This is a genomic window from Pseudoalteromonas sp. QJM3NY_12, from assembly GCF_056173165.1.
In genome coordinates this window covers 528392-551434 of record NZ_CM149661.1, presented here as the reverse complement: position 1 = coordinate 551434, position 23043 = coordinate 528392, and the positions used below count along the sequence as shown (strand labels likewise).

The following is a 23043-nucleotide window of genomic DNA, read 5'->3' as shown; positions in this document are numbered from 1 at the left end:
TATATTTTTCTTTTGCTAATGTCTGTTTCACTTATATTCTCTTATTTGTTACTTGCTCACAGTGCATAGCGACGCTGGCTGTGGCATCTAAAATAGCCTGCTGCTTTGCTTTAGCAGCCATTTTAGTTATTAATAAAGGTTCGGCTAAATAGGGACTTAAAAGTTCAACAATGCTGCGCTGATTAAATTGCCCCTGTGGCATTAATAATGCCCCTTCTGCCATTACTAAATACTGTGCATTTGCTGTTTGGTGATCATCAACCGCATGTGGAAACGGTACAAATACCGCCATTTTACCTGCTGCAGCAATTTCACTAACCGTTAGCGCCCCAGCGCGACAAATCACAATATCGGCCCAGCTATAAGCGGTATCCATATCATCAATAAATTCAGCAACAGTTACTTGTTCATCGCTCATTTGTTGCTGCTGGTAACTTTCGCTCACACTAGCAAAATGGCCTTTACCAGTTTGGTGCCAAACATTAATGGCACAGGTATCATTTAAGCGCTTAAATGCTTCAGGCAGTGTTTGGTTAAGTACTTGCGCACCTAGTGAGCCACCCACTACAAGCATATTGATTGGACTTGATATTTCCCGCTTAGGTATATCAACTACACTCTGACGCACAGGGTTACCCACCAGCTCAGCTTTACCACTGGCAAAAGCACTTGGAAATGCAGCTAATACGCGATTCGCAAATTTCGCTAGCCATTTATTGCTCATACCAGCTACGGCGTTTTGCTCATGAATTACCAAAGGGATACCGAGACTTTTTGCCGCAATACCCGTAGGGCCTGTCACGTAGCCGCCCATAGCTAAAACCACGTCAGGGCGTTGTTGTTTTAATACCTTACGCGCCTGCAATATTGCATTAATAACCATGAATGGCGCTTTAATGAGGCGTTTTAAACCATTACCTCGCACGCCTTTTACATCAATAAAATCAATTTCTATGTTGTGCTTGGGCACGACACTGGCTTCCATTCTATCAGGAGTGCCTATCCAGCTAACTTGCCAACCTTGCTGTTTGAGATAATCAGCAACCGCAATCCCCGGGAAAATATGTCCACCTGTGCCCCCTGCTACAACGACTATTTTTTTACTCATCGTTTAGCTCCCCCCGACGTGGCCTGTTTAGTTGCCATCTTCGTTTCAAAATCTACCCGTAATAAAATACCAGTGGCTATGGTCATCATTAATAAACTTGAGCCACCATAGGAAATAAACGGTAGGGTTAATCCTTTGGTTGGTAATATACCGGCACTGGCGCCTACATTAACCATAGTTTGAAATGCAAACCAAATACCGATAGCTAAAGCTAAATAGCCTTCATATTCTTTACCGTTTTTAAGCGCATTTTGGCCAATTAGTAGCGCTCTAAATACTAATGTCCCTAATACCATTAAAATACTCAATACGCCCATAAAACCGAGTTCTTCAGCAATCACGGCAAAAATAAAATCGGTGTGTGCTTCCGGTAAATATTGTAATTTTTGTACGCTATTACCTAAGCCTTGGCCAAACCAATCACCTTGGCTATAAGCCATCAGTGATTGCACTAATTGATAACCTTTACCAAAAGGGTCATCCCAAGGTTCTAAAAAACCCACCACACGCGCCATGCGATAGGGCTCAAACACAATCAGCCCAACTACCAGCGCAATACCGGTTAAAATAAGTGCAAAAAATTGCCAAAGCTTGGCACCAGCTAAAAACAATAAACCAACTGTAGTAACAAACATCACCACCACGGTTCCTAAATCTGGCTGCATTAAAATAAGCGCTGCATAAACGGCAAATACCGCAATAGGTTTTGCAAAGCCTTTAATGTTTTCTTGTACTTCACTGCGCTTACGCACTAAATAGCCAGCGATATAACTAAAAAAGAATAACTTAGCGAGCTCGGAAGCCTGAATATTAAATGGCCCTATAGGTATCCAGCGGGTCGAACCATTCACTTCTCGCCCCACAATTAGCACTACCAATAACAACACTAAGCCGATTAGTAATAAGTAGGGGTTAGCTTTTTTCCACCACGACATAGGTACTTGAGTACTAATGCAAAATAAACAAAACGAGAGCCCTAAAAAAATACCGTGGCGGATAGTAAAATGATAAATATTGCCAAACAGCCTATCGGCCGTCGGCATTGAAGCACTAGTTACCATCACAAAGCCCACCCCTATTAGCATTAACATGCAATAAAGGAGCGGCACATCATAAAGCTGCGCCGAAGGTTTAGGAGTAAATGCCTCTTTAATATCCGCAAAAGCTATCATGGCAGCTCCTGCAATACACAATGCACAAAATCATCGCCGCGCTGCATATAGTTGTTGTACATATCTATACTGGCGCAGGCTGGGGCTAATAAAACCGTATCGCCTGGCGTACTTAATTGTTTAGCAAGCGCCACAGCTTCAGACATGTTAGTGGTTAAATGACCTTTAGCAGTTAGTGCCACTAACTCTTTTGCATCTTTACCAAAGCAAATGAGGGCTTTAACGTGTTGCTCAACGTAAGGTTTAAGTGCCTCTAAATCCGCGCCTTTGGCATCACCACCAGCAATAACCACTAAGTTTTGTTGTTCACCCGCTAAACTATCAATAGCGGCAATTGTTGCGCCTACATTGGTGGCTTTAGAATCATTAAAATACTTAACGCTATTAAACTCACCCACAAACTGACAACGATGTGCCAAGCCATTAAATTGAGATAATGCAGTTTTATAATGCGCTTTAGTTATTTCAAACGGACTGAGTAACGCCATTACTGCCAATGTGTTTAAATAGTTATGCTTACCAACAACAGCTAAGGTACTTACTGGTAAATAAGCTTCGCCCTTTACCATAAAGTGCGCTTCGTTATTATGCTGCGCTAAGTGGTAATCGCCTTGCGTTTCTCCAAAGCTAACTTGTGATGCTAACGTGCTACTCACTGGGTGTGTTTGTCTATCGTCAGCATTAATAACTAAAAGTTCAGTGCCTTCATATATACTCAATTTTGAATCTATATAAGCTTGATAACTATCATAGCGATCGAGATGATCTTCTGAAATATTAAGCACGGTTGCACTGCTAGCCTTTAAGCTGTCAGTGGTATCAAGCTGAAAACTAGACAGCTCCAGTACAAACACATCAAAGTCACCGTCAAGTAAATCCAGTACAGCTGTGCCAATATTGCCGCCCAGTGCTACTTTATACCCTGCGGTTTTTAATACTTCATAAGCAAGGGTTACTACCGTTGATTTACCATTTGAGCCTGTTACCGCAACAACTGGTTTAGTGTTAATGCGGGCAAATAGCTCAACATCACCAATTATTTCTACACCTGCATTCATTGCCTGTGCAACCGCAGGGGTTTTTAAACTTAGCCCAGGACTAATAATGATCATATCGCAAGCACTGAGTGCCGCATTATTTAAATCACCAAAGTGAGTATTTAAATTAGCGGCATGTTGCTTGAGCCAATCAACACCGGGAGGATTTTCTCGGCTATCGACTACATTGGGCTGTATTCCTTGAGATAATAAAAAGCGCACAATGCCCAGACCGGTTACACCGAGCCCGAGCACTGTTATTTGTTTATTTTTTATCTCGTTTAAATACTGCATTTATCGGATCTTTAATGTCGCAAGGCCAGCGAGCACCAGCACAATAGAAATTATCCAAAAGCGCACAATAACGCGTGGCTCTGGCCATCCTTTAAGTTCGTAGTGATGGTGAATCGGCGCCATTTTAAAAATACGTTGGCCGCGCAATTTATAAGAGCCAACTTGTAAAATTACCGATAGCGCTTCCATTACAAACACGCCCCCCATAATAATAAGTAATAGCTCTTGGCGAACCAGCACAGCAATAATACCTAATGCACCACCTAGAGCTAACGAGCCTACATCGCCCATAAACACTTGTGCTGGGTAGGTGTTAAACCATAAAAAGCCTAACCCTGCACCCACAATAGCGGTACACACCACTACCAATTCACTGGCAAGTGGCAAATGCGGAATATGTAAATAAGCCGAAAAGTTAATATTACCGGTTAAATAAGCAATAATAGCCAGTGCTGCAGCCACCAAAATTGTTGGCACAATAGCCAAACCATCTAGTCCGTCGGTTAAGTTTACCGCGTTTGAGGTGCCCACTAATGCAAAATACGTGATTACGATATAAAACAGTCCTAGCTGCGGCAGTACATCTTTAAAAAATGGCACAACAAGAGATGTCTCTGTCGCTTGGGTACTGGTCATATAAAGTGCAGTTGCTACAACCAATGCAATTACTGATTGCCAAAAATACTTCCACTTAGCAATCAGTCCTTTAGGATCTTTGCGGATCACTTTGCGGTAATCGTCAATAAAGCCAACAATCCCTAATGAACCAATCACAAACAATGTGGCCCATACGTATTTATTAGACAAATCAGCCCACAATAGAGTGCTGGTGAATATTGCCGCTAAAATAAGTAAGCCACCCATGGTCGGCGTACCCGATTTAGATAAATGCGATTGCGGACCATCATCACGTACTGTTTGTCCAATTTGCATGCGCTGTAAACCACGAATTAACTTTGGCCCCAAATAAAGCGACATAATTAATGCGGTCAAAATACCTAAAATGGCACGAAGAGTTAAATACGAAAAAACATTAAAGCCACTATAATATTGAGTTAAATACTCAGCCAGCCAAACTAACATTATGATACTCCATTGATGGCTTGTTGCTGGCCATTAACTAAATCGGTTACTAAAAGCTCCATGCGAGAACTGCGTGATCCTTTCACGACAAGGGTAATTTTTTTATCTACTTTGCTAATACTGTTTTGAATTTGCTGCAGCATTTGCTCACGATTTGAAAAGTGACGATTAGGCAGCTCAAATACATCACTTGCTGACTTACTTAATACACCGAGTGTAAATAGCTCATCAATGCCTTGCGCTAATGCATATTCGCCCACTTCTTGATGATACTTACGAGCATCTTCACCAAGCTCCCCCATATCACCGAGAGCCAAAATACGATGACCTTGAATATCGCTAAGTAAATCAATCGCCGCTTTTACCGATTTAACGTTGGCATTATAAGTATCATCTATAATGGTGAGTGACTCACTGGCTTCAATCAAGTTAACCCGCCCTTTAACTTCACCCATGGTCGCTAGGGCGCTGGCAATTTCTTCAAGCGACACGTCAAACTCACTGGTTAATGCCGCAGCAATAAGCGCGTTGCTAATATTATGCTTGCCTGGCAATGCTAACGTTACCGGTACTCTGTGTTGTTTGGTACATAACATAAAGCTTGCGCGAGCTTGTGCATCTAGGCTGATGTCCTCAGCCCAAATATCCAGCTTTTCACTGCTAGAAAAGCATTTAATATTGCGCGTTGCTAACTTATCAAGCCAATACTGACTAAACTCGCTATCGCAATTAACAATGGCAATGCCATCGTCTTTTAAACCATCGTAAATTTCGCCTTTGGCTTGTGCCACCCCTTGTAAGCTACCAAAACCTTCTAAATGCGCCGCGGCAACATTACATACCACGGCAACATCTGGTTTAGTCATGGCGGTAGTGTAGGCAATTTCACCAATGTGGTTAGCACCGAGTTCAATAACCGCATAACGATGCTGTGGCTCTAATCTCAATAAGGTAAGAGGCACGCCAATATCATTATTAAAGTTGCCTTTAGTCGCTAAAACATCACCTTTACTTGATAAGATAGCAGCACACATTTCTTTTACTGTGGTTTTACCTACACTGCCAGTAATAGCGATAGTTTTAGGTGCAACTTGCGCCATAACCGCTGTTCCAATCGTGCCTAATGCAATACGGGTATCGGCAACTACAAATTGAGCAATGTCGGTATCAACAGCGTGATCAACAATGACTCCAATAGCACCTTTTTGTTTTGCTTGCTCAATAAACTTATGACCATCAAAGTTAGGGCCTTTAAGTGCCAAAAACACTTCACCATCACATAAAGTACGGGTATCGGTGTTTATATTTATTACTTGACGATTATCACCTTGATAATCGGTTGCTAGCACATTAGCTAGCCAATCAAAATCCATTGGGATCATGCTTGAGACCCTCTTACTGCTTGTTTTAATTGTTGTTGTACAAATTGGCGGTCGCAAAAATCAATGCGTTTGTTACCTATAATTTGATAGTCTTCATGCCCTTTACCGGCAATTAAAATAACCTCACCGGCTTTTGCGTTATCTATAGCAAATTGTATTGCAGCACCACGGTCGGCCTCTAAATGGGCGTTTTGTGGGTGTGTTAATCCTGCAGCTACATCATTAATAATTTCATTGGGATCTTCTGAGCGCGGGTTATCACTGGTAATGATCACTTTATCTGCAAACTGCTCAGCGGCTTGTGCCATTAGTACACGTTTACCTTTATCTCTGTCGCCGCCGCAACCAAATACACAACTCACTCCACCTGGTACATGTTGTTGCAGCGCTTGTAACGCTAGTGCGAGTGCATCAGGCGTATGTGCATAATCAACCACGCAAGTAGGCATATTTGGCGCTGTAAATGCTTGCATTCTGCCTGCTACAGGTTGCAAATACTCACACCCTGCCACTAATTGCGTTAATGGGTAACCTAGCGCTAATAATGTGGCTAAAGCAGCGGTTAAATTGTATAGATTAAATTCACCATATAACGGTGATTTTATGGCAATATCACCCCAACTTGTAGTTAATTGCGCCGAAATACCGGTTGCCGAATAGCTAACATCAGAAAAATACACAAACTGAGCGTTTTTAGGGGCTAAGTTTTTACGGCCATAACAAATTAGTTTATTAAAGCTATATTTTTCAATCCATTGCTCTGCTTGTCCGTCATCTTGGTTAAGAATGACATTGGCAGCATCAAAATCACGAAACAGCATCAATTTGGCATCACCGTAACTATCCATGTCACCATGATAATCTAGATGATCACGAGATAGGTTAGTAAATACCGCCGCTTTGAAATGGCACTGATCAACACGGTGCTGCACTAGACCATGCGATGATACTTCCATCGCTACTAAGCGGTGTTGCTGCTCTTTTAAGTCACTTAAAATATGCTGTAAATCCACACTTGAGGGCGTGGTATTTTGCAGCGGTGTTAAATTATCTGGATGGCCATAACCGAGCGTGCCTATGATTGCGGCTTGGGTATGACAAAACTGTGCTAAATGAGCAATCATTGCGGTAGTAGTCGACTTACCATTAGTACCTGTTACGCCAACTAAATCTAGTTCTAGGCTAGGTTGTTGGTAAAATTTACTCGCTAATACAGGTAACTTTTTATTTAGCTCTGAGACTAAATAAAGCGGCTCAAAATCACTTTCAAACTCACACAGTCTGTCGGCAATAATTGCACTGGCACCATTTTCAATTGCTTTATCAATAAACTGCCCGCCATCAAGCTGATGACCTTTTATTGCCACAAACACATCACCTGGTTTTACATCGCGGCTATCTAAACGCAACTCGTTTACCATTAAACGCGCTGCGTCTATTTCTAAATGTTTTAAAATTGAATGTAAATCACGCACCATCATCTTTGCCCTTCACGTATGCCACAGAGTCTTTGTCTGGGGCAACGTTTAAAATTCTTAATGAATTAGAGATTATTTCTGCAAACGCCGGACCTGCCGTTGCGCCGCCATAATAAACATCTCCACCGGGCTCGTTGATCAATACCACAACAGCTAATCGCGGATTACTTGCTGGGGCAATACCCGCAAAGTAACCCACATATTCGTCACCATAACCACCCGCTGCGGCCTTTTTAGAAGTACCTGTTTTGCCCGCTGCACGGTAGCCATCAACTTTAATACGGCGTGCGGTACCACCTTCTTCAAATACGCTTTCCATCATATGAACCACAGCTTCAACATCTTGTTGTTGAAAAACGCGTTCACCTTCAGGAATAGAATCTTGCTTAAGCACGGTGAGTGGGCGGTTAACCCCACCCGCGCCTAACATGGCGTAAAAACGAGCCATTTGCGCGGTACTCACGGCAATATTGTAACCAAACGAAAGTGCGGCAATTTCGTGATCTGACCAACGACGGTTTGGGTAAAATAAACCACTACTTTCCCCGACCATGCCGGTACCACTATCACTGCCAAAACCCACCTTTTGGTAAAGACCAACAAAATAGTCTTTGGGTACGGTTTGGCTTATTTTTGTTACGCCCATATTACTGGAGTATTTTAAAATTTCGCGCAGCGTCATTTCACCATGATTACGGGTATCTTGTACTAAGCTGCCCCCTAAACGCATCCAGCCTGGGTAGGTATCAACTTTGTCATCCGGTTGGATTGTGCCGTAGTCTAATCCAGCTAAAATGGCTAGAGGCTTAACAGTTGAGCCGGGTTCAAACAAATCGGTAATTGCACGGTTACGACGCTTATGAGGAGCCGCACCGCTTAAATTATTAGGATTAAATGAAGGACTATTTACCATAGCCAAAACTTCACCAGTTTTAACATCAACCACCATGGCTGAGCCTGAAGTGGCCTTGTAAGTTAATACCGCTGATTTAACCGCTTTGTAGGCAATCGCCTGAATACGCTGATCAATACTTAGTTGAATACTCTCAGGCTCTACTCGCTCGCGCTCATCAAGCACTTCAACTTCACGTCCTTGGGCATCTTTTCGAATCGTACGTCGGCCTTCTTCACCTGTGAGTGCATTTTCGTAAAGCTTTTCTATGCCTTCAATGCCTTTGCCATCGATATTAGTAAAACCAATGATATGCGCACTGACCTCACCGGCAGGGTAATAGCGTTTTGATTCATCTAAAAGATGAATACCCGGCAGGCGTAAATCGCCAATGTAATTAGCAACAGCCGGAGTAACTTGGCGTTTTAAGTAAACAAAGCGACGAGTAGGATCATCAAGTAGTCGGGTATTAATTTTGCTCGGATCAATACGAAGTACATCGGCAAGTTCACGCCAGCGCAAATCGTTTTTATAATACAGGGCGGTACGCTTGTTTAGCTCAGCGACATTTTCACGCAGAGTTTGCTGATCTTCACCATTTTTGCGGGCTTGTCTGAGTACTTTGCTCACCAGTGATTTATGCAAAGCTTTAGGATCGGCATACACACTGACTACAGGTACACTAACAGCTAACTCTTTACCGTTACGATCGAAGATCATGCCGCGTTGCACATGCAATTTTTCAACACGTACCGTACGCTTGTCACTTTCGGAGCGGGCCTTATCGGGTTCAATTACTTGCAAATACGCAGCACGCGATACCAAAGTCACAAACACTAAAAAAATCACCACGCACACCAAAATAAAGCGCCATGCGATTAGGTTGTTGACTGGTTTTTTGCCTCGCGTTCTCATTGTAATATGATTACCTGCTCATCTTGGCTGGTTGGCCGCTTCATTTCTAATTGTGACGTTGCCACTTCTTCAATGCGTGCATGTTGTGAATAAAATTCTTCTTCCACTAAAAAATAACGCCACTCTAAATCCAGTTCATCACGCTCTTGCAGTAACGAATCTTGCTCAATTAATTGCGCACGAGATAAGTGGGTTACCTGTACTACGCTCAAACTTGACGCGAATATCACAACCAACAAGGCCAAGGTGATCTTGTTTGCACCTAGGCCTTTAATTATTTCAATAAATAGATTGGGTTGGCGATAACTCGCTTTTTTACTCATCCCAACCTCTGTGCAATCCTTAGTACTGAGCTGCGAGAGCGTGGATTGCGCGCCACTTCATCAGCACTTGGTTTAATAGCTTTACCCACTGCTTTTAACGTCAGATTTTTATTTATTTGTGCGTCGGTTAAAGGCAGACCTCTGGGTATCGCTTCTCCCTTACTCTGTTTTTTAATAAATTGTTTTACAATGCGATCTTCTAAAGAGTGGAAGGAAATAACAACTAAGCGACCACCTGGCTTAAGAACTTTAATTGCCGCTTGTAGTGCGGTTTGAATTTCCTCTAACTCGCTATTGATATAAATACGAATTGCCTGAAACGTGCGCGTTGCAGGATGTTTAAACTTGTCTTTAACAGGTACAGCTTCATCAACTAAATCTGCGAGCTGTTTAGTGGTAGTAATTGGCGTATGTTCACGCACTTCCACTATCTTGTGTGCAATGCGCTTACCAAATTTTTCTTCACCTAGCTTTTTGATCACATGGGTAATGTCATCTAGTTCTGCCTCAGCTAACCACTGCGCAGCGCTACGGCCTGTGCTTGGATCCATTCGCATATCAAGCGGGCCGTCTTTCATAAAACTAAAGCCACGAGCGGCGTCATCTAACTGCGGTGACGACACACCAATATCAAGTAAAATGCCATCAACTTTACCAATAAGATCGTTTTGCTCAGCAACTTCGTATAGTTTCGAGAATCGTGAATGAGCAATTGAAAAACGTGAATCGTCGGCAAACTTTTCTGCTGACTTTATCGCTTGTGGATCTTGATCAATAGCCTGCAAGAGACCAGCGTCGCCCAAGCGCGCTAATATTTGCCCTGAGTGTCCGCCACGTCCAAAGGTGCCATCCATGTAAATGCCGTCTGGCTTAATTGCAAGTGCATCTATGGTTTCGTCCATTAATACGGATACGTGTTCAAATTGCGCTGTCATTAGCTATTTTTTGCCTTTTTGTTTTGCTGCTAGAGGGTAAAGTTATCTAAATCGTCATTGGGTTCAAATTCGCCAAGCCTTTCAAGCTCAGTGTCTTGTCGCATTTGTTCGTGCCAACGCGCCTCATCCCAAATCTCAAATTTATTCATTAAGCCCACCAGCATAATTTTTTTGCCAAGTTCTGCATGTGAGCGCAAAGAAGGCGCCAGCAAAATTCGACCGTTTTTATCAAGCTGATACTCTGTCGCATTACCTAACAACATACGTTGCATCCGTCGCGCTCTGGGATTCATATTAGATATTTTTGCTAAACGGCTTTCAATTTCTAACCATTCAGCAAGCGGGTACAACCAAAGACAAGGCTCATTGAGTGCAACTGTGCAAATAACCGTTCCCTGATCTTCAGACAATAGCGTGTCTCGGTACTTTGTTGGTACCGCAAAACGTCCTTTATCATCCAAACTCAGTGAACTTGCGCCACGAAACATAAAAAGCCTATTGTAAAATTATTTTAATCAACTTTTTGATTAACCCGATCCAGTTTGATCCACTAAACACCACTTTTTACCACAGTGCTCCAGTTTAGGGCTTGACAAGCCTTTTTGTCAAGTAAGTCACCCAGCTTTAGCGCCCCGCGAAGCCTGAAAAAATAGGGCTCAGATTAAAGCGGTTGAATTGTTTAGTAAAAAATCTGATCAGCCGATAAAAATTTTTTTCATCGGTTTTTTTATTACTTGGCAGCGTTTGTTTGCTCAATGAATAAACAGTGAATAATTACAATTTTTTTGTTTGTAAAAATTACAAACCATAGTCGCAATAGTTACAGCAATAAACACGTAGAAGTCAGCGTTAAAATTAAAATATAAATATAAAACAACAATTTAAAAACTGGTTTAATCATTGCACTTTAATAATTACTTTTAAAAACTATTAAGGATTGATTATGGCTACGGCAACTAAGAGCAAAGCACCTATTGATACAAAACAAGAGATTGAAGCCCCGTTAACAGATAAGGCAACATCAGCTGCGCATGACGCAGTAGATGCATTATCGAGTAAAGCGGCGGTAGCTGAAAATGGTGTTCGTAAAGGAGCAAGCAGTTCAGCAGAAACGCTTAACGAAAAACAGTTAGCAGCTCGCGAGAAATTAGAAGAATGTACCTCTAAGACTCGTCAACTCGCATCTGAAAATCCACTAGCAACGGCTGGTCTGGCATTTGCTGCTGGTATGTTAGTTACTGCGCTATTTCGTCGTAAGTAATACCATGCAAAACCCAGATTTAACATCAAGCGAATCACAAGCGACGGATTCGCAATCATCAGCAACAAATGCGGATGACTGGCAAGATCATGTTGCCAAGCTTGCTGACTATGCAGCGCAGCTCAAGGATGATTACCATCAACAAGGAAAGTTGACACATCAGCTGGCAATAGCAGAGTGGAAGCTATCGCTAAGATCCTTAGCACTGATCACTATTTTACTAGGATGTTTTGCCAGTGGCTTGGTGTTATTGTGGGTGGGATTTTTAGGTATTGTAGGCTTTGCTACTTTTGATTTATTTAGCTCGATTTGGCTGAGTATTACTGTAGTGATCAGCCTACAAATTCTATGCTTAATTTGGCTATGGCGAAATGCAGTTTATCTAAGCAAAAAAATTGGTTTTACTAAAACGCTAAATAGTCTAAAGCAGCTGCTTAAGTTATAAGGCATACACAATTATGTTAATCAATTATTTGATCAATTCAACGGACGCTCGAGTGCAACAGCTCCACAAAGAAGTGGCGATACAATCTGAGCTAAAGCGTCAGCACCTTACGGCAATAAAATATCGAGCCAAACGTTTTGCCGCAACAAAAGTGGGGCTCGTTAGTGCTTTTAGTGCAGGCGTGGTTGTGGAGTCGGCAAAAGGAGACACCAACATAGTAAAAAAATACAGTTGGTTGTTAAAACTACTCGCTTAAAAGCCACTCCTGCATTAATACATCACGACAGTGAACCAAAAAAACGTTTTTACAATCGCTAACCGCTTGGCGAATTTCAGCGTCAGTGATCATCACAAACGGGCCTATTTGTGCAATTGGCTGATTAAACGGTTCACCTAATAATATGAGCACTCCCGATGTTTATTGAGTCCTATGCTAACTTTACAACTTAGCTCAAAGATTTCACTTTGCACTTATATGCAATGCTTCAACCACCGCTCTAGGCTAACTCCTTGTTGATTAGTCAAACTCGGTACTGGTTGCTCTGTGATATTCTGGTATTGCGGCTCACGCATTTTGTTATTGCTTGGCATATTGAGCCAAATCTGAAAGTCACGTAAGCCTTGTTCAGCATCAGCAAGTAGCGTTTCACTGTGCATAACACCGCTACCGGTATTTATCCATTACACGTCTCCCGAGCAAGTCACTTCTTTGTTTCCCATTTAATCTTCATGCTCAAATAACACTTTTAAAATATGAATGAAAGTTTCGATACCGCAATGAGGTTGAGGAGGAAAACCATCGCTCTACTCACTTTTATCATCGGGCTTAAGCTCACCAATTATTAATAATGACACTAAATATTTACCATCAAACTTAGAATAAGACAGATGTTGACACAATACCCATATTAGGTACTATGAGCAGCCAGAACATTGTTTATTTTTCATCTTTTGCCTAGGGTCGATTTACTCTTTGTTGCCTACATGAATTTAGGTAAGGGCTTTGAGCGGGACGCGGAAGCTTTGCTCGGTTTTTAGTTATTCTTACATGGATGTAAGCCAGTAGAATAACGCAGGAGCAGTTATCGAGCCCATTTGGTTACAAACCTCGCGTCGCGGTTAAACATGCCCTTATTTGTTATGTAAATATATAAGAGATTAAATTATTATTTCATCATGTTTTTAATACGTAAATTAATATATTTCAATCATATGCAACACCATCTTATTTCAAAATCTTAGATATAACCTTAGTACTTTAATGGTTATTTATAGTAGGATTATTTAGCGTCACTCTGCTTTGTACTAATTTGGATACGACTATTTTTACTTCATCACTAAAACATCAACTCTACCGCCTTCTTATGCTGATTTGCATACCTGTTGCTGCTGTCATTTTAGTAACCTTGTGGTTTAGTCGTGACGCGGCTATTGAAGAGCATGAAAAAAAAGTACGATCCATCACTGAGCATCTAATTATCAAGCAGCAGAACATGATTGATGATATAAAGCATGTGACTGAATTTTTAGCAAAAAAGCAGAAAGATATTGAGTCTTTACCCTCTACCTGTCCTTCGTATGTTCTAGATGTTAAGGCGCTCAATGGCAATATCGCGAATATTGGTATAGTAAATAAATACGGCGATTTAATTTGCACCTCTAATATTAGTGACACCAACATTAATATTAGCGACCGCCCCTATTTTAAAAACGCGCTCGCCAGTAAAGAGTTCAGTATTGGCCATTTCCAACACGATCGCAGCCTCAAAGCTCAAAGTATTAACTTTGCTTACCCTATTTTAAATGAAAGCAATGATATTGAAGGCGTTATTGTGACCGTAATCGCTTTAGACTGGTGGAGCTCGGCACTTAATACTTTAAATTTATCGACAGAAATCAGAGCTGTCATTACTGACTCTAACGGTAGTATTTTAGCTAACTACCCTTTTTCAGCTAATAGACTAGGCAACAAGTTGGAAAAGTTCGATTTAGCGCATAACTTGCAAGCTGGTGTTATTTTTAAAGGAAAAGATGGTATCCGTAGAGTGTTTCATCAAACCACTCTCTACCGTGATGGCAATAACAATAAGCTCTCTATTTATATTACTCAACCAATAGATGAAACACTTGAGCAAATAGATATTAACTTTGTAAAAATGGTTTTAGGATTTTTAATGACCATTTTGCTTTTAGCCGTATTGGCCAGACGATTAGTTAATAAAAGCATCTTAAACCCGATTAAAAGTTTAACGCAGGCCGTTAACCGCTTAGCAGCCGGTAATATGCCTCATGACAACGAGCAGCCCAATAGTCCTGAGCTAAATAGACTCTATCATCGTTTTAAATATATGGCCGAAACTCGCTTAACAGCTGAAGCATGCCTTAAACATAAACATGACGAGCTTAATAGCTTGCTTAATGCGCTACCCGATGCTTTTTTACGTGTAGATGCCAACGGCAATATACTTGATACCGGTGGCCTTATTAAATCGTTAAATTATAGCCATTCAACACCGCCTAAAAAGCTATCGTGTTTATTCTCTATTGCCAATTTAAAACAAATTGAAGGATACTTAACAACCCTGAGCGCTCCGGTCACTATTGAGCTTGAAGATAAACAAGACAATCAGTTTTATGAAGCGAAAATCAGCCCAATGAAAAAAGCGGATGAGTTTATAATTGTTATTAGTAACATCACGCAACGAAAGCAAAACCAAGAATCTTTGCATTTAGCGTCATTAGTTTACAACAACAGCAGTGAAGGTATGGCAATCACGGATGAAAATGGCATTATTTATGACGTGAACCCTTCGTTTTGTAAAACGACCTTGTATTCTCGAAAAGAAGTACTCAATAAAACGGTGGGAATTTTATCATCGGGTAAACATGATAAAGAGTTTTATGACTACATGTGGCAATCAATAAATAAAACTGGCCGCTGGCAAGGTGAAATAACCAATCGTCGTAAAAATGGCGAGCTGTATGTTGAATGGTTAACCATAGATACTATTTACGATAAAAATAAAGCCCCAACTAGTCGTATTGCTATTTTTACCGATCTAACCGAGAAAAAACAAGCAGACGAGCTAATTTGGCGACAAGCTCATTTTGATCATTTAACCGACTTACCTAATCGACTAGAACTTAAAGAGCGGTTGAACAAACGATTTACGAGCGTAAACAACCACGACCAAAAACTGGTTATTATGCTGTTAGATATTGATCACTTTAAAGATATTAATGATACGTTAGGCCATCATTATGGCGATAGGTTACTTAAATTAGTATCTGAGCGAATTGTGCAAACAGCAAAAGAAGCTGACTTTGTAGCGCGTATTGGTGGCGATGAATTTGTTATTGTATTTAGTGATTTACGCGGTGGCGATAATATCAAAAAAATAGCAAAATCACTGCTACTTAGCCTTGCTTCGACTATTTTTATTGAAGAAGAAAAAGTGTATATCAGTGCCAGTATTGGTATTGCCTGCGCGCCAGATGATGGCCAAAACCCAGAGCAACTGCTTAAAGCCGCAGATCAAGCTATGTACAAGGCAAAAAATAGCGGCCGGAATGACTTTGAATTTTTCTCACATGATATGCGTGAAGATGCAAATGCAAGAATGCAGTTGCTCAAAGAGCTTCGCTCAGCCATAGAGTTAGAGCAATTTGAGTTATATTATCAGCCTATTGTGTCCCTTGATGATTTACACGTCCATAAAGCTGAGGGACTTATTCGATGGCAACACCCAGAAAAAGGGCTGATCAGCCCTGCCGATTTTATTCCTCTTGCTGAAGAAACCAGACAAATAAATGCGCTCGGTCAATTTGTATTTACTGAAGCACTGCAAACACTTAATGATATTAAAAAACACATTCAAGATGAATTTCAAATTAGTATTAACGTATCGCCGGTGCAGCTCGCAACCACAGACAGTGGTATAGACGATTGGTATGGCATGCTTGAGACAGCAAACTTACCTGCATCGAGCATTGTGGCAGAAATTACTGAAGGCTTGATGGTTAATCCTGAAGAGCTGACCCAAAGCCGCTTAAAAGCCTTAGTTAAATCTGGGATGCAATTAGCACTCGATGATTTTGGTACGGGTTACTCATCGCTTGCTTACTTACAAGAAATGGATACCGACTACCTAAAAATTGATAAACGCTTTGTTGATAATATTCAAAAAGACAGCCAGGAGCTAGCCTTATGTGAAGCAATTATTATGATGGCTCATCAGCTTGGTTTAAAAGTAATTGCCGAAGGCATAGAAACAAAATTACAAATGGATTTATTACTTGAGGCTGGTTGTGATTATGGCCAAGGCTATTTGTTTTCAAAGCCGTTGCACAAAACCTCGTTTATGCAGCTGATAAAAACAGACCAAGTGATTAATTTAAACTAAAGGCAGTTAATACGCTCGCTCAATTATAGCGCGGGTACAAAACTGCCCCTTATTTCAGAATGTTAATGCTATAATTTAGCGCACTGAAATAGATTTACCGAATACAAAAGCAACCATTAAATTTATCAATAAAGCCGAAGCAATACTAACAAAAGAACCTGCAATACTTCCATACTCAGCTATAAAACAGATAAGTGCACCAATAAACACAACGAGACTTAGCCAAGTGCTTGCTGGGCGCATCAGTCTTAGTAATAAGCTACTTACAACTAACAATCCACATCCAAGTATTAGATAAATAACTGTCATATAGTCACCTCTTGTGTTGTTGGCTTTATTAGTATTTGTCGCTTAGCCATGAGCCGCTGACTTACATAGATTATTAAGCCACCAATAAATAAAAAACTAATATCAACAACAGTAACTAGCGTGTTATTTGAACTAAAAGCATGGCTTGACGACAGTAACATGTTTAAAGGCAACACAGACATGCATGCACCACCAGTTATAAGCAGTGTGACTTGCAAATAACGATAATAATTAATCGGTAACACTGCAAATAAACACCAAACTAGCCACGAAAGAAAAAATAAAGGTCCGAAGTAGCCATTGTGCAATTGTACTGGGATGAAGTTATTAAGTAATACTTGCAAAGGGAATAATATGGCAGTAGCCAATACTAAGCCTCCACAGCTACCGATAATAACCCTATTCCATCGTTGATAAGCCACTTCAGAAAGAGTCGGATTACTACCCCTTGTGCGCTTGGTTAACCACATCATAATTCCAGAAAGTGGTAATAATGCAGTAGTTAAACCAAGGAGTGCCCAAACTAACTTTACAAAAACGCCCGCAAAATTACCAAAATGAAGCGGGAATAATAATTCAAGTACTTTAATAGCAGGGCCAGGAATGTCACCAAAGCTACTCATTGATTTACTAAACTTACCATCTCCGCTGTATTGCAGTAATTGTGATGCAACTGCATCGCCGCCAATAAGACGTAAGTAAACTTGAGCATTCGCATCATTATGCGCCATAACAGTTAAATCAATAACTTTCGCTTTTGGGTAACGTGTTTGGGCATCAAGCAAAATAGTATCTATTGCTGTTGCTTGGTAATTATTAGAAACAATGGTTTCAGGCATCGCGGTAAATTTTTCCACCAACTTATCTTGATCTCCACCAAAACTCACAAAAGCGGCGGCGGGAAGTAGTATAACGGTTGCAAGACCTAAAAAAGCTCCTGTAAAGCCGATGATGGCATGAAAAACGCTTCCCCAAATACCCATCACTTTGTGTGCATCGTTCACTACCACATCAAGACCTTTTTTACGTCTAAATGTAAATAGCTCTTTTATTATTTGGCGGTGAATAAATAAGCCCGTCACAACAGATACCAATAAAGTTAAACCTAAAAAGCCAGTAAGAATAAGCCCTATTGGTCTGCCTAAGTGTAGGTCAGCATGAAAATGCCCAATAAACGATGGCGCATCAGTTTTACGGTGCTCATAAAAATAATCTGCAGCACCATAATATTGGTTTATCAAATTAAAATTACGAGGGTCAAATTGGTAAGCATAAGCAGCCTCTTCGTCATAATTTTCATCGCCATCGTGAGATTCAAATAAAATTGTCAATAAATGCGTATTATGCCCCGTTGGTAAATACACGTGGATATTTTTACCAAACTCTTTTGGTACTTGTTGGTGATAATGGTTAATTAACGTCATCACCTTTTCACTTGGCACTGTATCCAATTGATGTAACTCTGGGTTGGCCCAAATTTTTAGTTCTGGGCGGCTAAGTACAGCTAACGCACCGGTAAAGCAAACAATAAAGAGCAAAATACCTGTAACAATACCAACCCAACTATGCAGTAAAAATAGCTTTTTTAGTGAAATAGATCTCATCCCTGTCCTCCTTGTAAAGCCATAAAACTAAGCCCTGCATGGCTTAACAAAATAACTAACATAACAATAAAAGGCTGCCATGCGCTTTTCGCCATGTAAGCGTATATAAATAACGCAGTCCAAATAAAAGGAAAAAGCATTATCGGTATTAATATTTGCTCTTCCATAGCGAAAGGTAAGTAGGTAGTCATGCCAGGGATCATCACCACAGCCGTAATTAACGCAAGTAAACAAGCCAGGATATGGCGTCGCTTAGTTGCTGTAAAAGTGTGTTTTTTATTCATTATTATTTGCCTTATCAATGCAGCTTAGTCCCACCATAGAGAAACTAAATTACACTTCGTCCAAACCTGAAACGTTATACTGCTACCACATAATTAAGCACAGCAATAAAACTAAAAATGATAACCATTTGCATTATAATATTTATTTAATTAACTAAACAAATATAAATAGCAAATAATCCATGCACAAATGCCAAGCATGGCTCAGCTAACGGCAATTGACGCTTAGTTAAATATATAAAAGATGGTAATCGGGTATAGCCAGAGATTTTAAATGAAAACAAGGCGAGCTTACGCGTTAATAGCTAAGGTCTGTAGGTTCAACGTAGTTGTGCTGAAAATAGCTGCTTGAGATAGATTTATTATCCAGAGTTCAGATTATTTAGTATCGAGGTGGTCTGCAACATAAGCACCTCGCTGCCCTCTTTTTTTATCTGGGCCTACTGTGCTGTCTTGCGCTGTTTGCTGCTCTAACGCTGCATTAATTGTAGCTCCTAAAATAATGATATAAGCGCTAATAAATAGCCACATAAGCATAATAACCACCCCGCCTAAAGAGCCATATGTTTCGTTGTAGCTGGCAAAGTGAGATACATAAAATGAAAAGCCAAAAGATGCCACAATCCATAATACTGTGGCAGTGAATGAGCCTACGGTAACCCAGCGCCACTTAGCTGCTTTTCTGTGAGGCGCGTAACGATATAAAATTAATAATGCAAAGTTAAAGGTTAGTGCCAGTAATGGCCATGAGATAAGCATGATTAAAAAATCAATACTCTCTTTTATTCCTAACAGGTTAAGTGCTAACGGTAATATACCGATAATTACCAATGCTATAACCGCCACCACAATCGCGCCCACTGAAAATAGTAAACGTACAAGTTGCGCCTTAAAAAATGAACGCTTTTCGTATTCGTGATAACTAATATTACACGCGGTGATCAAAGCTTGGCTGCCCTTAGAGCTACTCCAAATAGTGAGCAGTAAAGTGCCTAGCGCGCTAAGACTTAAACTGGTTTGAGACTTTTTCGCAAGGCTTGAAACCTGAGACAAAATAATCTCTTGGGTACTTTGCGGCAATAAAGCCATAAATTGACTTAAATACGCACTAATATCGTTCGGTGAAGCAAAATAAGCATACACAGACACCAACGCCGCAATGGCAGGAAAAATAGCAAGAAGTGCATAAAAGGCCACGCCTGCTGCCACCAAGGATAAATTATCACGGCTCATTTGTTTTATAATTCGCTTTGCAATATCCCACCAGCCACGTAGAGGGATATGGTTAGGCTGCTTGGCTCTTTGGCCACGCTTAAAGTCACTCATAGCTAACTCCCTTTTCCCAATTAATTGCAAGATGTTTGCCAAACAAATACCCCTTGGTATTAAACTTGCTGCTATTGTTTTACACAGACCCTAATTAATCCAACCTAACATGGATGGCTCCTATGCTAAGCGCTTTAATTGCAACACTCGCTAATAACGCATCTATTCCCGTAATCGATACCGTTCAGCCAAACTCGGTTTCATGGGGCTTTTTAAAAGAGCAAAGCGTGCAATTACTACACTCATTCGTGCAATTACTGCCCACTTTGCTTTTAGGTATTATTATTTTGGTGATTAGTTATTTAATCGCCACCCCATTATCACGCTTGTTAATAAAGCCCGTTACTTACATGACCAACAGTAAATTAGTACACCTAGTTGCTAGGCGTGGTATTAGTACCTTAATTATTTTACTTGGGTTTTACCTTTTCTTACGTTTGGCTGGCTTGACTGAATTCGCGGTCGCTATTATGAGTGGCACCGGGTTAATAGGGCTTATTTTAGGGTTTGCCTTTCGGGATATTGCTGAGAACTTTATTGCCAGTTTACTTTTGAGTGTACAACGTCCATTTAAAATTGATGATGTAATAGAAGTCGATGGTAGAATAGGCATTGTTAAAAAAGTAACTGCAAGAGCAACCACTTTAGTTGACTACGATGGCAATCATATTCAAATACCCAATGCGACTGTGTATAAAAATACCATTAAAAACTTAACCGCTAATCCAAAGATGCGCGGTCATTTCACAATCGGTATTGGCTACGATAATGACATTCGCGGCGCACAAAGTCTTGCTATTAGCGTTATAAAAAATCAAAACTCCGTGCTTAGCGATCCACCTCCCCAAGTATTGGTTGATAACTTAGGCTCCGCCACTATCAATTTTACTGTTTACTTCTGGGTCAACGGCGAACAATACAGCATTGTTAAAGTAGCCTCACAGCTAATGCGAGAGTTAATTAACAGTTTTACGCAACATAATATAAGTATGCCTGACGATGCCAGAGAGCGTGTATTACTCAATAGCCAAGCTGAAGATATTTATCCCATAGCAAACGAAGCTAAAACAAAGATAACAGAAAAAACTAAAGAGAAACCACATACTCAAAAACATAAAACCACAGAGCATGAACACAGTATTGATGATGTAAGCAGTGATACGGATGATATTCGCGAGCAAGCCGATGAATCGCGCGATCCGGAGCAGGGTAAAAATATTATATAGATAGGTTCGAGGTTCGAGGTTCGAGGTTCGAGGTTCGAGGTTCGAGGTTCGAGGTTCGAGGTTCGAGGTTCGAGAAATTTAAAAGCCTTGCGGTTAACATTACAAGTTTTTTTGCCTGAAGGCGATAGTTAGTCTCGCGTCGAGTTTAGGTTTTAAGCCCGCAACCCGAAGCTCGCCGCCCGCAACCTGACAGCTTATTCCAAACACAAAAAAGCCCGCAGCGTTAACTGCGGGCTTTTTTATTGAATGAGTGAGTTAGCCATATAAGCCGGGTTCTGTCCTTTCCGAAGAAAGTGATAATCATTCGTCTAGGCCATAAATCGCTCTATGGCTCAAGCAACCTACCCGGTTCCAACGTGGGCCACGCCATAAGGAACCCTATTTGGTCTTGCTCCGAGTGGAGTTTACCTTGCAACCGACTATTACTAGCGGCCCGGTGCGCTCTTACCGCACCCTTTCACCCTTACCAATCCGAAGATTGGCGGTCTTCTCTCTGCTGCACTTGTCGTGGGCTCACGCCCCCCAGCCGTTAACTGGCACTCTGCCCTATGGAGCCCGGACTTTCCTCCCCCTGATCATTTTCGTCACAGGCAGCGATTATCTTGGCTAACTCGGCGCGCAGTATACATGAGAGCACAACACTACGCAGTAAACATTTACTGTTTTTCTTCAATAATTGTTTTATACAACGCGTTTTTCTTCATGCCGAAGTAATCAGCTACTACACCACACGCTTTTTTCATTGGCATTTCGTTTTCGAGTAACGCTAACATTTTACGAGCTTCTGGTGGAACATCGTCAACTATCTTAGCTTTCCCTGGCAGCATGAGTACTATTTCGCCGCGTTGTTTAGTTGGATCGTCAGTTAAAAACTGCTTTAACTCAGCTACGGTGCCATTAAAAAAGGTTTCAAAGGTTTTAGTTAGCTCTTTGGCAAATACCACCTGCTGCTCACTACCTAGCGCTGCTTCTAAATCGTCAAGGCTTGCCATAATACGGTGGGTGCTTTCATACATAATACTGGTAATACTTGAGTTAACCGCATCTATAAAAAAGTCTTGGCGCGCTTTACTTTTAGCAGGTGTAAAACCAATAAATTGAAAACGGTCAGTGGGTAACCCAGAACAACATACCGCCGTAATAGCAGCACATGCACCAGGCACGGGTGTTACACTTGCGCCCTGCTCACGACATAAGTTAACCACCGCATAGCCAGGGTCGCTTATAAGCGGCGTGCCTGCATCAGAGACCAGTGCAATATTTAATCCTTGATTAAGTTGGTCGATAATTTGCTGCGCTTTTTGCTTTTCATTATGGTCATGTAACGCAAAGGTTTTAGCCTTAATACCAAAGTGGCTAAGTAGCTTACCAGTATGGCGAGTGTCTTCAGCCGCGATTAAGTCAACCTGCGATAATGTCGCGATTGCACGCTGACTTAAGTCGTCATAATTGCCGATTGGGGTGGCAACAACGTAAAGAGTGCCAATTTTCTGTGAATTCTCCTCATTTAACATTGAGGTCTCCTGCGTCAGTCAGTAATATAAGCAAATCGCGTTAACGTATGGG

At 41.0% G+C, this 23043-nt stretch carries 22 protein-coding genes and 1 other RNA gene; 5 read left to right on the top strand and 18 right to left on the bottom strand.

Annotated elements, in window-relative coordinates:
• Positions 1 to 31: 31 nt before the first annotated feature.
• From murG to mraZ, 10 genes are read right to left on the bottom strand one after another with little or no spacing between them, the layout of a single operon-like run.
• Complete coding sequence (gene murG / locus AC0VZ5_RS02625) at positions 32 to 1108, bottom strand: undecaprenyldiphospho-muramoylpentapeptide beta-N-acetylglucosaminyltransferase (protein ID WP_475474133.1); 1077 nt, start codon at positions 1106 to 1108, stop codon at positions 32 to 34.
• A complete protein-coding gene (gene ftsW, locus AC0VZ5_RS02620; protein ID WP_010390699.1) occupies positions 1105 to 2280 on the bottom strand; it encodes a cell division protein FtsW in 1176 nt (391 codons plus the stop codon). The genes murG and ftsW overlap by 4 nt, the downstream gene beginning before the upstream one ends.
• Positions 2277 to 3611, bottom strand: coding sequence for a UDP-N-acetylmuramoyl-L-alanine--D-glutamate ligase (murD, locus tag AC0VZ5_RS02615; protein ID WP_475474131.1), 1335 nt, complete (start codon positions 3609 to 3611; stop codon positions 2277 to 2279). The genes ftsW and murD overlap by 4 nt, the downstream gene beginning before the upstream one ends.
• Positions 3612 to 4694 (bottom strand): phospho-N-acetylmuramoyl-pentapeptide-transferase, encoded by a 1083-nt coding sequence (gene mraY / locus AC0VZ5_RS02610; RefSeq protein WP_054202311.1) that lies wholly within the window; start codon positions 4692 to 4694, stop codon positions 3612 to 3614.
• Positions 4694 to 6076, bottom strand: a complete 1383-nt coding sequence (locus AC0VZ5_RS02605) for a UDP-N-acetylmuramoyl-tripeptide--D-alanyl-D-alanine ligase (protein WP_109875357.1) — start codon at positions 6074 to 6076, stop codon at positions 4694 to 4696. The genes mraY and AC0VZ5_RS02605 overlap by 1 nt, the downstream gene beginning before the upstream one ends.
• Complete coding sequence (gene murE / locus AC0VZ5_RS02600; protein ID WP_171039632.1) at positions 6073 to 7551, bottom strand: UDP-N-acetylmuramoyl-L-alanyl-D-glutamate--2,6-diaminopimelate ligase; 1479 nt, start codon at positions 7549 to 7551, stop codon at positions 6073 to 6075. Before murE ends, AC0VZ5_RS02605 begins: the two co-directional genes overlap by 4 nt.
• Positions 7544 to 9361: a penicillin-binding transpeptidase domain-containing protein gene (locus tag AC0VZ5_RS02595; RefSeq protein ID WP_138608087.1), complete on the bottom strand. Its 1818-nt coding sequence runs from the start codon at positions 9359 to 9361 to the stop codon at positions 7544 to 7546. The genes murE and AC0VZ5_RS02595 overlap by 8 nt, the downstream gene beginning before the upstream one ends.
• Positions 9358 to 9684, bottom strand: a complete 327-nt coding sequence (ftsL, locus tag AC0VZ5_RS02590) for a cell division protein FtsL (protein WP_010390691.1) — start codon at positions 9682 to 9684, stop codon at positions 9358 to 9360. The genes AC0VZ5_RS02595 and ftsL overlap by 4 nt, the downstream gene beginning before the upstream one ends.
• Positions 9681 to 10619: a 16S rRNA (cytosine(1402)-N(4))-methyltransferase RsmH gene (gene rsmH, locus AC0VZ5_RS02585; RefSeq protein WP_475474128.1), complete on the bottom strand. Its 939-nt coding sequence runs from the start codon at positions 10617 to 10619 to the stop codon at positions 9681 to 9683. Before rsmH ends, ftsL begins: the two co-directional genes overlap by 4 nt.
• Positions 10620 to 10648: 29 nt before the next feature.
• Positions 10649 to 11107 (bottom strand): division/cell wall cluster transcriptional repressor MraZ, encoded by a 459-nt coding sequence (gene mraZ, locus AC0VZ5_RS02580; protein WP_010390682.1) that lies wholly within the window; start codon positions 11105 to 11107, stop codon positions 10649 to 10651.
• 455 nt (positions 11108 to 11562) lie between these two features.
• On the opposite strand from mraZ, the gene AC0VZ5_RS02575 reads away from it, so the two are divergent.
• Genes AC0VZ5_RS02575 through AC0VZ5_RS02565 form a run of 3 tightly spaced genes read left to right on the top strand, consistent with a single transcriptional unit; the run spans position 11563 to position 12581 of the window.
• Positions 11563 to 11880, top strand: coding sequence for a DUF883 domain-containing protein (locus AC0VZ5_RS02575; protein WP_138608088.1), 318 nt, complete (start codon positions 11563 to 11565; stop codon positions 11878 to 11880).
• 4 nt (positions 11881 to 11884) lie between these two features.
• Complete coding sequence (locus AC0VZ5_RS02570; protein WP_464710085.1) at positions 11885 to 12325, top strand: hypothetical protein; 441 nt, start codon at positions 11885 to 11887, stop codon at positions 12323 to 12325.
• 13 nt (positions 12326 to 12338) lie between these two features.
• Positions 12339 to 12581 carry a hypothetical protein gene (locus AC0VZ5_RS02565; protein WP_475474125.1) on the top strand — a complete coding sequence of 81 codons (243 nt, stop codon included), beginning with the start codon at positions 12339 to 12341 and terminating at the stop codon, positions 12579 to 12581.
• Here AC0VZ5_RS02565 and AC0VZ5_RS02560 read toward each other — a convergent pair.
• Together AC0VZ5_RS02560 and AC0VZ5_RS02555 are read right to left on the bottom strand one after the other, a co-directional pair.
• On the bottom strand, positions 12570 to 12734 hold the full coding sequence (locus AC0VZ5_RS02560; protein WP_232735473.1) for a pirin-like C-terminal cupin domain-containing protein: 165 nt from the start codon (positions 12732 to 12734) through the stop codon (positions 12570 to 12572). The genes AC0VZ5_RS02565 and AC0VZ5_RS02560 overlap by 12 nt on opposite strands.
• Positions 12735 to 12796: 62 nt before the next feature.
• Positions 12797 to 12982: a hypothetical protein gene (locus tag AC0VZ5_RS02555; protein ID WP_232735472.1), complete on the bottom strand. Its 186-nt coding sequence runs from the start codon at positions 12980 to 12982 to the stop codon at positions 12797 to 12799.
• 707 nt (positions 12983 to 13689) lie between these two features.
• Here AC0VZ5_RS02555 and AC0VZ5_RS02550 point away from each other — a divergent pair.
• The gene (locus AC0VZ5_RS02550; RefSeq protein WP_475474122.1) at positions 13690 to 16728 is read left to right on the top strand and encodes a bifunctional diguanylate cyclase/phosphodiesterase; all 3039 of its coding nucleotides are present in this window, start codon (positions 13690 to 13692) and stop codon (positions 16726 to 16728) included.
• A gap of 75 nt (positions 16729 to 16803) precedes the next feature.
• On the opposite strand, the gene AC0VZ5_RS02545 is transcribed toward AC0VZ5_RS02550, so the two are convergent.
• The 4 genes from AC0VZ5_RS02545 to AC0VZ5_RS02530 form a co-directional block, all read right to left on the bottom strand.
• The gene (locus tag AC0VZ5_RS02545; protein WP_075170457.1) at positions 16804 to 17037 is read right to left on the bottom strand and encodes a hypothetical protein; all 234 of its coding nucleotides are present in this window, start codon (positions 17035 to 17037) and stop codon (positions 16804 to 16806) included.
• Positions 17034 to 18641: a PepSY-associated TM helix domain-containing protein gene (locus AC0VZ5_RS02540; RefSeq protein ID WP_475474119.1), complete on the bottom strand. Its 1608-nt coding sequence runs from the start codon at positions 18639 to 18641 to the stop codon at positions 17034 to 17036. The genes AC0VZ5_RS02545 and AC0VZ5_RS02540 overlap by 4 nt, the downstream gene beginning before the upstream one ends.
• A complete protein-coding gene (locus AC0VZ5_RS02535; RefSeq protein ID WP_138608102.1) occupies positions 18638 to 18925 on the bottom strand; it encodes a hypothetical protein in 288 nt (95 codons plus the stop codon). The genes AC0VZ5_RS02540 and AC0VZ5_RS02535 overlap by 4 nt, the downstream gene beginning before the upstream one ends.
• Positions 18926 to 19303: 378 nt before the next feature.
• Positions 19304 to 20251: a YihY/virulence factor BrkB family protein gene (locus tag AC0VZ5_RS02530; protein WP_475474117.1), complete on the bottom strand. Its 948-nt coding sequence runs from the start codon at positions 20249 to 20251 to the stop codon at positions 19304 to 19306.
• 122 nt (positions 20252 to 20373) lie between these two features.
• Here AC0VZ5_RS02530 and AC0VZ5_RS02525 point away from each other — a divergent pair, with 122 nt between their 5' ends.
• Positions 20374 to 21477 carry a mechanosensitive ion channel family protein gene (locus tag AC0VZ5_RS02525; protein WP_475474115.1) on the top strand — a complete coding sequence of 368 codons (1104 nt, stop codon included), beginning with the start codon at positions 20374 to 20376 and terminating at the stop codon, positions 21475 to 21477.
• 248 nt (positions 21478 to 21725) lie between these two features.
• Here AC0VZ5_RS02525 and rnpB read toward each other — a convergent pair.
• Both rnpB and rsmI read right to left on the bottom strand, forming a co-directional pair.
• Positions 21726 to 22090, bottom strand: an RNA gene (gene rnpB, locus AC0VZ5_RS02520) — RNase P RNA component class A.
• 43 nt (positions 22091 to 22133) lie between these two features.
• On the bottom strand, positions 22134 to 22991 hold the full coding sequence (rsmI, locus tag AC0VZ5_RS02515) for a 16S rRNA (cytidine(1402)-2'-O)-methyltransferase (RefSeq protein WP_138609654.1): 858 nt from the start codon (positions 22989 to 22991) through the stop codon (positions 22134 to 22136).
• Positions 22992 to 23043 lie beyond the last annotated feature (52 nt).